At 39.4% G+C, this 10,870-nt stretch carries 9 protein-coding genes; 6 read left to right on the top strand and 3 right to left on the bottom strand.

Features of this window, described 5'->3' with window-relative positions:
• Positions 1-537: 537 nt before the first annotated feature.
• Entirely contained in the window at positions 538-1,362 is an 825-nt protein-coding gene (locus KDJ85_RS06395) for a YwqG family protein (RefSeq protein ID WP_225818931.1), read from the top strand.
• Between the two features lie 766 nt (positions 1,363-2,128).
• A complete protein-coding gene (locus tag KDJ85_RS06390) occupies positions 2,129-2,701 on the top strand; it encodes a UbiX family flavin prenyltransferase (RefSeq protein ID WP_225818930.1) in 573 nt (190 codons plus the stop codon).
• Between the two features lie 13 nt (positions 2,702-2,714).
• Here the strand turns inward: KDJ85_RS06390 and KDJ85_RS06385 are convergent, their stop codons facing one another.
• Entirely contained in the window at positions 2,715-4,244 is a 1,530-nt protein-coding gene (locus KDJ85_RS06385) for a YopT-type cysteine protease domain-containing protein (RefSeq protein ID WP_225818929.1), read from the bottom strand.
• A 215-nt stretch (positions 4,245-4,459) separates the two neighbouring features.
• Positions 4,460-5,368, bottom strand: a complete 909-nt coding sequence (locus KDJ85_RS06380) for a TIGR01777 family oxidoreductase (protein ID WP_225818928.1) — start codon at positions 5,366-5,368, stop codon at positions 4,460-4,462.
• 1,059 nt (positions 5,369-6,427) lie between these two features.
• Between KDJ85_RS06380 and yfcD the strand changes: the two genes are divergently transcribed.
• The 4 genes from yfcD to KDJ85_RS06360 all read left to right on the top strand — a co-directional run bounded on the left by yfcD (position 6,428) and on the right by KDJ85_RS06360 (position 10,098).
• On the top strand, positions 6,428-6,970 hold the full coding sequence (gene yfcD / locus KDJ85_RS06375) for an NUDIX hydrolase YfcD (RefSeq protein WP_206082367.1): 543 nt from the start codon (positions 6,428-6,430) through the stop codon (positions 6,968-6,970).
• Positions 6,971-7,207: 237 nt separating this feature from the next.
• Positions 7,208-8,443 carry a M24 family metallopeptidase gene (locus tag KDJ85_RS06370; RefSeq protein ID WP_225818927.1) on the top strand — a complete coding sequence of 412 codons (1,236 nt, stop codon included), beginning with the start codon at positions 7,208-7,210 and terminating at the stop codon, positions 8,441-8,443.
• 18 nt (positions 8,444-8,461) lie between these two features.
• Positions 8,462-8,659, top strand: coding sequence for a DUF3311 domain-containing protein (locus tag KDJ85_RS06365; protein ID WP_206082365.1), 198 nt, complete (start codon positions 8,462-8,464; stop codon positions 8,657-8,659).
• Positions 8,656-10,098, top strand: a complete 1,443-nt coding sequence (locus KDJ85_RS06360; protein ID WP_225818926.1) for a sodium:solute symporter family protein — start codon at positions 8,656-8,658, stop codon at positions 10,096-10,098. The genes KDJ85_RS06365 and KDJ85_RS06360 overlap by 4 nt, the downstream gene beginning before the upstream one ends.
• Before the next feature lie 46 nt (positions 10,099-10,144).
• Here the strand turns inward: KDJ85_RS06360 and KDJ85_RS06355 are convergent, their stop codons facing one another.
• The gene (locus tag KDJ85_RS06355) at positions 10,145-10,795 is read right to left on the bottom strand and encodes a DUF3313 domain-containing protein (RefSeq protein WP_225818925.1); all 651 of its coding nucleotides are present in this window, start codon (positions 10,793-10,795) and stop codon (positions 10,145-10,147) included.
• Positions 10,796-10,870: the final 75 nt, after the last annotated feature.

The raw sequence follows: 10,870 nt of genomic DNA, 5'->3' as shown, positions 1-10,870 counted from the left end.
CCTAGTCACGTAGTTATCTACGCTCCTAGGGTCTCATTTGCTTGCCGCCTAGCTGTAGTCCAAACTATTTAGAGAATTGTGTGTGCCGTCTCGTGATAACCTAGAATCTTTAGAGGATTAAGGTTGGTATTTATAGGCTACAGCGTTGTTGGCTTCACAAAATCGCCTAGTCACGTAGTTATCTACGCTCCTAGGGTCTCATTTGCTTGCCGCCTAGCTGTAGTCCAAACTATTTAGAGAATTGTGTGTGCCGTCTCGTGATAACCTAGAATCTTTAGAGGATTAAGGTTGGTATCTATAGGCTACAGCGTTGTTGGCTTTATTTAGCTAACAAGATACATACTTCTGTATGCTCTTTGGTGTAATTTCTTTGCCATAGGCTGTTACTCAAACTCACTAGAAATTGACGCCTCATAGGTTTACGTTATTTTTCTATCATTGCGTTAAATAAACGAATAAGTTGCAGTTATATCTGATTTAAAATTCGAAAGAATCAAGTAGGCTAGAAAGAAATTAACAACCTATTTGGAGCGAGAGATGGCTGACTTCAATTCCCTTCCTGATGTTATAAAACCCTTCATAGATAAAATTAAAGCAACAAAAAAATCCCTTGTTGAAATGACCCTAACACCAACAGAAGAATATGTGTGGTGGGAAAGTCGTGTAGGCGGGTTGCCATACTTGCCTTTGAACGAACCTTACCCTATCGATAGTGAGGGAATTCCATTAAAACTGCTCGCACAAATCAACTTTGCACAAATGCCTAAGCTGGCAAACTACCCAGAAAAAGGGCTGTTGCAGTTTTTTATCGGTGGGGATGATTTGTATGGCGCTAATTTTGAAGACCGCCAAAAACAAGCGGATTTTCGCGTTATCTACCGTGAAAATGTGACTGAAGATGCCGCGCAATTAACCCAAGATTTTTCTGCTGTTATCGCAGCACAGTCTGATGATTACTACACACCCATAGACCAAACTTGCGCCATCGAATTTACTCTGACAGAGCAATATATCAGCATTGATGATTTCCAATTCGGGCAAAAAATATTAGGCGTTGATAACCTCTATGACTACGAAGACCAGTTTGAAGGTGAAGATTTTTATGATGACTGGGTTGAGCCATACAGTGATGCCTTTGCGTCAGGGGCGCATTGTATTGGTGGCTATCCATTCTTTACACAATCAGACCCAAGAGAGTATGAAGAAGATATTCAGCAATATGAGTTGCTCCTACAAATAAACAGCGACTATGAAGTCGGGATCCTGTGGGGAGACATTGGTGTAGGGAATTTCTTTATTCATCCCGAAGATTTGAAGAAAAGGGATTTTAGCAAGGTGGTGTATAACTGGGATTGTGGCTGATCTCCCTAAAATCCTCGTCATCTTTTAGGCTGTCGCGGTGTTGGCTGCGCTCAGTCACCCAAGTCACAGACTACAGTATGCTCCTTGGGATGACTTCTCTTGCCGCCTAGCGACAACCTAAAATCTTTAGAGGATGAGATTGGCGTCTTTATGCTGTCGTGGTGTTGGCTGCGCTCAGTCACCCAAGTCACAGACTACAGTATGCTCCTTGGGATGACTTCTCTTGCCGCCTAGCGACAACCTAAAATCTTTAGAGGAATAGATTGGTACCTTTATGCTGTCGCGGTGCTGGCCGCGCTCAGCCACCTAAGTCATATACGACTATATGCTCCTTGGAATGACTTCTCTTACCGCCTAGCGACAACCTAAAATCTTTAGAGGATGAGATTGGTACCTTTATGCTGTCGCGGTGTTGGCCGCACTCAGTCACCCAAGTCACATACTATTGTATGCTCCTTGGGATGACTTCTCTTGCCGCCTAGCGACAACCTAAAATCTTTAGAGGATTAGATTGGTACCTTTATGCTGTCGCGGTGTCGGCCGCACTCAGTCACCCAAGTCACATACTATTGTATGCTCCTTGGGATGACTTTTCTTGCCGCCTAGTTGTCATCCAAACTATTTAGAGAATAGTTTTCGTCAGCGTGTTTTCATCAGTATTGGTGGCAACCTGACATATTCGGCATATTGATTATTCGATAGGGGCCAACAATGGCGTGTAATTTAGTATATAATCTTCAAAAATTACCGTGGATTGGGCAGAGAAATGAAAAAACTGATAATTGGGTTAACAGGGGCAAGTGGGGCGATTTATGGCGTCAGGTTGCTCGAGGTGTTAAAACCCGTTACACAGGTTGAAACCCATTTGGTGATGAGTGCGGCTGCCCGCCAAACATTAGCGCTGGAAACGCAATACAGCGTGAAAGACGTACAGCAACTTGCTGATTTTAATTACGATAGCCGCGATATTGCAGCAGCTATTTCGTCAGGCTCCTTTCGTACTGCAGGCATGGTAATTATGCCCTGTACCATGAAAACTCTTTCTGGCATTGTTCATAGCTATACCGACACCTTAGTGACAAGGGCGGCAGATGTGGTACTCAAAGAGGGGAAAAAATTAGTCCTCGGGGTACGTGAAACACCTTTACATGTAGGCCACTTGAAACTAATGGTGCAAGCAGCTGAAATGGGCGCAGTCATCATGCCGCCCATGCCCGCGTTTTATCATCAACCTCAATCCATTCAAGATATTGTCAATCAAACGGTTAACCGTGTACTCGACCAATTTGATATTGAACTTGAACAAGATTTATTTAATCGCTGGCAAGGGGCCAAATAAGTTAAGATAGTATTTATGTTTTGTCATTAAGTGTTCTTGAGCCAAACATAACATTAGGGTCAGTATTAAGATTAAAATTATCCATAGAAATACCAGGTGCTATAGGGTAAATATTGCCTTTTTTATCAATAAAAATGTCTTCATCCGTTTTTTTTAATATCGCCAGGTTACTTTGTATCACTTGATGAAGGATGGGGGTCTCAATGTTCGACGAGTAGATGGTTTTTTGTTTTTTATTATTTGATTGAGTGTAATGAAACGCTAATGTCACAAGATGGCTTTTCTTGTCAAAATTACGATGAACAATGCGATAAATTTTGTTTTTTAGTATCAAGTTTTTGAATGATTTCCTTTTAAATTTTACTTCAAAGTTATCTAATGCAAGTAATTTATTTATTTTTAAATTACTATCAAAAACCTTTTTTTTATTATGATTATTTAAACTTGGGTCTATCCTATTAAGTTTAACAAGTGAAATTTGATAATGCGAGTTGCTATCTTTTATAAATTTATATTTCTCATGTTCATCCATAAAGTTTTTTAGAAAATAAGTGAAATCATCAAAGTTATCAGATTGATAAATACCTTCATTTGGGTCAAAGAATTGATAGATTTCACTTTGTTTGCTTTTCTTAATGTTAATTGCACAAGCATGGTTAGGGCTTAAAAATATATAATTTTGATTGTCATCTTTGCATTCTTTAATTGCATCCATAAAATCATTTAATTTTGTTATTTCTTCATACTCATCCAGTATTTTTATACTGGGAGTTAAGTTTTGTTGATTGTTTTTAGCTAGCCAGCTTTTTTCTATTTTTTTACTTGTGGAAATTTGCATTAAATCTAATAGTCTATTAATTTTTATTTGATTTTCCTCTTTGTTTATGGCTGATTCAATAATACCGGATGCTTCTTTTTGTGTGTCAGTATCTGGACTTAAAATTTCACTTGAACGCAATGAATATATTTTTTTTGCACATTTACTGTTGTCAGAAATTAATGGTGCTATAGTTATTTTAAACATTCTATTTTCCTTACCTTCACACCTGTTAATATTTTCATTTAAGGCTAGCTCTATTAATTTCAAAAAGTTTTTTTCTTTAAGGATAGGTGAGGATAATGGGATGTGTAGTGATAAATTATAATTATTTGCTGAATTGCATCGTAATTTTTGTATATCAAAGATTTCTTTAAGTAGTTTATTCCCTTGTTTAATTGCATGTTTTTTTTCAGTGTGGTTTTTATAATCTGAAATAGATGCCATCGTTAAATTACCGCGTTTTTTGGGTATCATTTTTTCGTTAGTTTTAACATTATCGAAGTAGTTATTGTAAATATTGATATAGTCTTGTTCTAAACCTTTATCACTATAGTGTAAGAATTTGACAGATGCACCATAACAAAAACCGAGGAAAGGCTCTTTTGAGTTTGTAATTTTCAAAATGTTTTCTTGGAACAATTTAGAGTCATCGGTTTTTAAAAAATTTAAAAATTTTGATTGAATAAAGGGAGTTTTACTCAATGAAGTTATTTGGGCAGGCATGATGGTATCCTTAATTTATTTAATAAATAGATACCATAATTATGTTTTCTATTTGTATCTTTCAAATATCAATGATTTTTTATTAAATATATGTAGTGGATATAATTGAACATGATTTTCACAAGCATTTTCATAGGAATGCGTGGAAACCATCTCGTTATATTAATATCACGAGATGGTAGAGATATGAGTCTATTAGGTGCATTAAAAGAGGGTTAGTTTTCCTTGGGAACCAATAAGTCTTCTAATGCGATTTTCAACTCGATAAATTCGAATTCAAACCCAGCCTCTTCTAGACGTTTAGGAATTGCTTGCTGCCCGCCCAATACTAAGGCTGCAGATTCGCCTAAAATAGCTTTGATCACAAAAGCAGGGGTACGAACAAAAGAAGGGCGGTTGAGGACATCCCCTAAAATAGCCGTGAATTGGTCATTATGCACAGGATAAGGCGCAGTCATATTGAAAGGGCCGGAAAGCACTGGGGTAGTGAGTAAAAAATAAATCGCATTGACCATATCGTTGATATGTATCCAAGGCATGTATTGTTTACCATGACCAATTGGCCCACCTGCACCCATTTTAAAAATTGGCAGAATTTTACCCAAGACTCCACCATTAGGGGACAATACGAGCCCTGTACGTAGTAAACACACACGTGTTTTATCGGAAGATGCATTTTCTGCAAGCGCTTCCCAATGCTGGGCTAGTTGATGGGTAAATTCATCATGAGGTTGTTCGTCTTCAGTGACAACAATTTGGCCTTGGTCACCATAGTAGCCAACAGCAGAGCCCGATAAAAAGACGGACGGTGGCGTTTCACTGGCCATAATGAGTTCTGTCAGTCGTTGGGTGATTTTCCAACGGCTATCACAAAGGCGCTTTTTCTGCTCATCAGTCCAACGTTTTTCGGCAATGGGCTCACCAGCTAAGTTGATAACAGCATCGAAGCCGTTGAGGTTATTGATGTCGTTTAAAGATGTCCAGCATTCGACAGCTTTACAGAAATGACTGTACACTTTTTGCGGTGAACGGCTCAATACGGTGACTTTATGGTCAAGGGAGATTAACTTTTGGACTAAAGGGGTACCGATTAGCCCTGTGCCGCCTGTTATGAGTATTTTCATTGCCATCCCCGTATCCCCGTCATATTTCAAACCGCAGCGTTGTTGTCTGCACTCAGTAGCTTAAGTCACATACTTGTGTATGCTCCTCATCCCCGTCATATTTCAAACCGCAGCGTTGTTGTCTGCACTCAGTTACCTTAGTCACATACTTGTGTATGCTCCTAAGGACGCCTTCGTTTGACGCCTAGCTGCAATTTGAACTATTTAGGGGATGGATCCCACATGTTATTCAAACCGCAGCGTTGTTGTCTGCACTCAGTTACCTTAGTCACATACTTGTGTATGCTCCTAAGGATGCCTTCGTTTGACGCCTAGCTGCAATTTGAACTATTTAGGGGATGGATCCCACATGTTATTCAAACCGCAGCGTTGTTGTCTGCACTCAGTTACCTTAGTCACATACTTGTGTATGCTCCTAAGGATGCCTTCGTTTGACGCCTAGCTGCAATTTGAACTATTTAGGGGATGGATCCCACATGTTATTCAAACCGCAGCGTTGTTGTCTGCACTCAGTTACCTTAGTCACATACTTGTGTATGCTCCTAAGGATGCCTTCGTTTGACGCCTAGCTGCAATTTGAACTATTTAGGGGATGGATCCCGCGTGTTATTCAAACCGCAGCGTTGTTGTCTGCACTCAGTTACCTTAGTCACATACTTGTGTATGCTCCTAAGGATGCCTTCGTTTGACGCCTAGCTGCAATTTGAACTATTTAGGGGATGGATCCCGCATGTTATTCAAACCGTAGCGTTGTTGACTGCGTTCAGTTACCTAACTGATATCTTGCTAAGTTCAAGTCATAGCGCTAATACAATGTTTCCATAGGTTTTATGATTTAACTATAGCACCTGTGAGCACAAATTGTGTGATTTGATTACGTTATCTCAAAAATGCTAAAAGCTCTATGAGCATTGTGATAATAAGTGCTTATTTGTGATAGCAACCAAATGCAAATTGGGCTAGGATCAACGATTAAGTGCGAGTCAAAGCCCGTTGTATTGTCTGACATGTCGTGGCAATCAGTCTATGACATAAGCTATTTTATAAAAGGTTTACAGGATGGAACAACAAACCGAAGTCGTCGAATGGGTCGATATTGTCGATGAGGACAATAACGTTATTGCTCAGGCAACCCGCAGCCAAATGCGTGCTGAAAACTTACGGCATCGTGCGACGTATATTGTTGTGCATGATGGAATGGGGAAGATCTTAGTCCAGCGACGCACTGATATTAAAGATTTCCACCCTGGTTTTTTAGATGCCACAGCAGGTGGTGTTGTTACCCAAGGTGAAAATATTCTTGATTCAGCAAAACGTGAAGCGGAAGAAGAACTGGGTATCGCAGGTGTACCATTTGCAGAGCATGGTCATTTTTATTTCGAAGATGAGCATTGCCGCGTGTGGGGTGGATTATTTAGCTGTGTTAGCCATGGCCCTTTCGCACTGCAAGAGTCAGAAGTGGTTGAGGTAAGTTGGCTTACACCAAAAGAAATCAGCGCACGTTGTGATGAATTTACACCTGATTCATTAAAAGCGCTTTCTTTATGGCTCACTCGTAACAATGAGTCCGAAAAAGCCATCACTTGTGCTGAAAACTTATAATCTCCCAGATTTAAATCGTAAAAGGACTATTTTCTGTAGTCCTTTTCATTTTTTCGCCAAAATTCAAATCTCTAGCAAGGTTAATTTTTGACTAATATATAACTATTAGTTATATCCAACTTACACCTTACACGATGTATTCATTTCAACTCTCGATATAATAAGCGAACTTATTATTTCACTTGTCATATTGTGAATTTATTTAGCGATACAGAACGACGGATTGAGAAAATAACAATGACAATTCAAAAAACAGAGTCACTTTTAAAGCAACAACACCTTGAAAACGTAACAAATAAAGCTCGTGAAATTATGGAGCGTGATGGCATTGAAGCGCTAATTGCCACAGTTGGTGATAATTTTTATCATTTAACAGGGTTTGCAAGCTTCTTTATGTACACTTTTAGGCAGACAGGCTCCGCCATTGCAGTGATTTTCCGTGACCCCACGGTAAAATCACTGGTGATTATGAATGAGTTTGAAGCAGCGAACTTAAGCTTACAAATGCCAAATGCGCAAATTAAAACCTTTCCAATTTGGGTGGATGTTGACGACCCTTATAACCCTGAGAATGGCCGAGTAGTCAAAGAAAGGCCGATCAATAGCCCTGTTGAAACCATTTTTAATTTATTAAAAGATGCATTGTCAGATGCTGGGGTTTATGGCAAACCAGTTGCAATTGAATTAAATCAAATCACTCATACGGGTAAAACTTGGTTGGATAAAGTGATCCCAAGCCTCAATCTTGTTGATTCTTCTCCACTATTTAATGAGCTTCGTATGATTAAAAGTGAGTGGGAAATAACGCATTTAAGAAAATCTGCACAAATCACCGAAGCAGGGATTGAAGCGGCAAGTAAGCTCATTCGTGTTGGCTGCACATCCGCGGAATTAACCGCCGCTTTTAAAGCGAAAGTAATGTCTTTTCCTGAAACCAATTACAGTCGTTTTCACTTAATTTCAGTAGGAAGTGATTTTTCACCTAAAATGTTGCCAGACAATGTGCCTGCAAAAGAAGGGGACTTAATTAAGTTTGATTGTGGTGTGGATGTTGCTGGATATGGTGCCGATATTGCACGTACCTTTGTGGTAGGTAAACCCAATGAAAAGGTGAGTGCGATTTACCAAACGATATTAAAAGGTCATCAATATATGTTGAGTCGTATTGCGCCAGGAGTTGCGTTGAGTGACGTATTTAACGAAACCATGGCACTAATTCGCTCATCAGGTTTACCGCATTATAATCGTGGCCATTTAGGGCACGGTGATGGCGTGTTTGTTGGTTTAGAAGAAGCACCTTTTGTCAGCGCTGCAACCACCGAACTGTTCCGCGCAGGGATGGTCATGAGTTTGGAAACACCTTATTACGGTATTGGTATCGGTGGAATCATGATTGAAGACATGTTACTGATTACAGAAGAGGGTGTTGAAATGTTAAGTCATTTACCTCGCGAATTGATTTCTTTCGAATAATAAAAATAAGGATTCTTTATGAGATGGTATCACTACCTCGTTATTTTCCCTGTATTGGCATTAACCGTGGGGATTTATTATGCAAATGAGGTTGAGCCCTTTGTAATGGGGTTACCTTTTTTGATGTTTTGGATTGTGGCATGGGTGATAGTGACAGCACTTATCATGTTATTAATTAATGTGTTAGACAATAAAAACCTTAAGGAAACGTCATGAGTTCCGCATTAATTATTATTACGGTATTTTTCCTTTTCAGTATTTATTTGGCGATTAGAGCGAAAAAGGGAAAAACCATGGATCATGAAGGATGGTCTGTGGGGGGGCGAAGCTACGGGGCGCTGCTCGTTTTCTTACTGAGTGCAGGGGAAATCTACACCACCTTTACGTTTCTGGGTGGAAGTGGTTGGGCATATGGTAAAGGCCCAGCAATCCTCTACACCTTGGCGGTAAATGCGTTTATGGGGATTTTTCTATATTGGGTGCATCCGCGGGTTTGGCGCTTTGCAAAAGATAACGATGTTAGAACTATCTCTGAATTATTTACCAAGAAATACAATAGCCAAGGGCTTGGGTTATTAATTAGCTTAATCTCTATTGCGGCAATGGTGCCCTTATTTGTTCTGCAGCTTAAAGGCCTTGGCATTATTGTTTCACAAGCATCTTATGGTGCGATCCCTGCAGATATGGCGATTTGGATTGGGATTATTGCTGTTACGCTGTTTGTGATGATTTCAGGTATTCATGGGTCAGCTTGGACATCCGCACTGAAAGATTTAATGATCTTAATTGTTGTGGTGTTTATTGGGATTTATATTCCGTTGCATTATTACGGCAGCTTTGGCGATATGTTTAAAGCCATTGATACCGCTATGCCGAGCTTCTTAACCTTCCCAAAAACAGGGCTGAATATTCCTTGGTATATTTCCACAATATTCCTATCTGTTGTGGCCTATTTTTGCTGGCCTCACTATATGGCGGCGGTATTTACCGCTAAAGATGAAAAATCACTTAAGCGAAATAGTATTTTAATTCCAGCGTATAGCTTGATTATGCTTTTTGCCTTTTTTGTTGGTTATGCGGCGATATTGCAAATTCCACACCTTGAAGGTTCAGCTGTGGATTTATCGCTATTTGAAATATCGAAAGAGACGTTTTCACCTGTTGTGGTTGGTTTTATCGGTGCAGCAGGGATGTTAACTGCCTTAGTGCCAGGTTCGATGCTGCTATTAACGACCTCCAATATGTTGGCGGGCGTGGTACAAAAAGCGGTGGGTGCGAGTGAAGAAAAGCGTCAGTCTGGTATCTATGCGCGCTATATGGTGCCATTAGTGGCATTAGTCAGTTTGTACTTTATTTTTCATAGTAATGACACGTTAGTGGCAATTATGCTGCTCGGTGTGAATATTGTAGCGCAATTTTTCCCTGCGTTATTGATGAGTTTCAAACAGCATAACCCAATGACATCAGCAGGTGCGATTTGTGGTATTGCAGCGGGGGTATTATTCCTTGCTTTCACCTATATTGAAAAAATATCGTTAGCACAACTCTTCCCATGGCTAGGGGAAGGCTTAAGTTATATGAATATCGGTATTGCTGCATTTATTCTGAATATTATTGTGGCTGTTGTTGTTTCGTTATTGACCCGAAGAAAATAAATTAAAGCTAGGGTGGTGAACTAAACTCACCACCCTAGCTTAATATTTATACGTTAGGCACGACTTCATCTGCAATGGTATCAATCGCCTCTTTTAAATCTTCTAATTTAATTATCTGCTCTGTATTGCTTAATTGTGTACCTTTATTCTTACGGATTGCTTCATATAGAGGTGCCTGAGTCAGCGAGTCAGTCACTTTCCATTCAAAATAAATATTGGTGTCAGCATCTCTGCTGCCCACAGCTAATTGCGTTCCCGCAACAACCAACATCACGGGTAATGCTTCATAGAATTTAAAATCTTCAGGGGTCGTATCAACAGAGGTGATGATACCTTCAAAGCGTAGGGTGCCAGGCCCTGCATTTTGGGTTATTTCAAAGTGTTTTTCTAACTCATTCTGGATTTGTTGATTAGTATAGTTAAGTAAAATAGCCGTGAATTTATCGCCTATTTTGTTATTTTTATTCAATGGCTTGAACTCAATTGGCGTGAAAATTAGCTTTTGTTTTTTTGAGGTATCTAACTGATCGGCTTTCCAGGCTTTAATGATATTACCAGAAGGGGTTTTTATCTCTTGAAGCTGGTCATAATGCATCAAAAAATCTGATTGTTCAGTGGTGCTAGGGACACGACTTGAACAGGCTGCTAGTGCAGTGACAACACAGGTTGATAAAATAATTTTTACTAAGTGATTCATATTTTGCTCATTATTTATAGGGATGAATATAAATTTTGGGCAATGCTATCATCACGAAAATTGATAAAGTTTATA

It is taken from the genome of Providencia vermicola (assembly GCF_020381325.1).
GTDB lineage: Bacteria > Pseudomonadota > Gammaproteobacteria > Enterobacterales > Enterobacteriaceae > Providencia > Providencia vermicola.
Note: the sequence above shows the minus strand (reverse complement) of the source record. Positions and strands in the feature narration are given on the sequence as shown.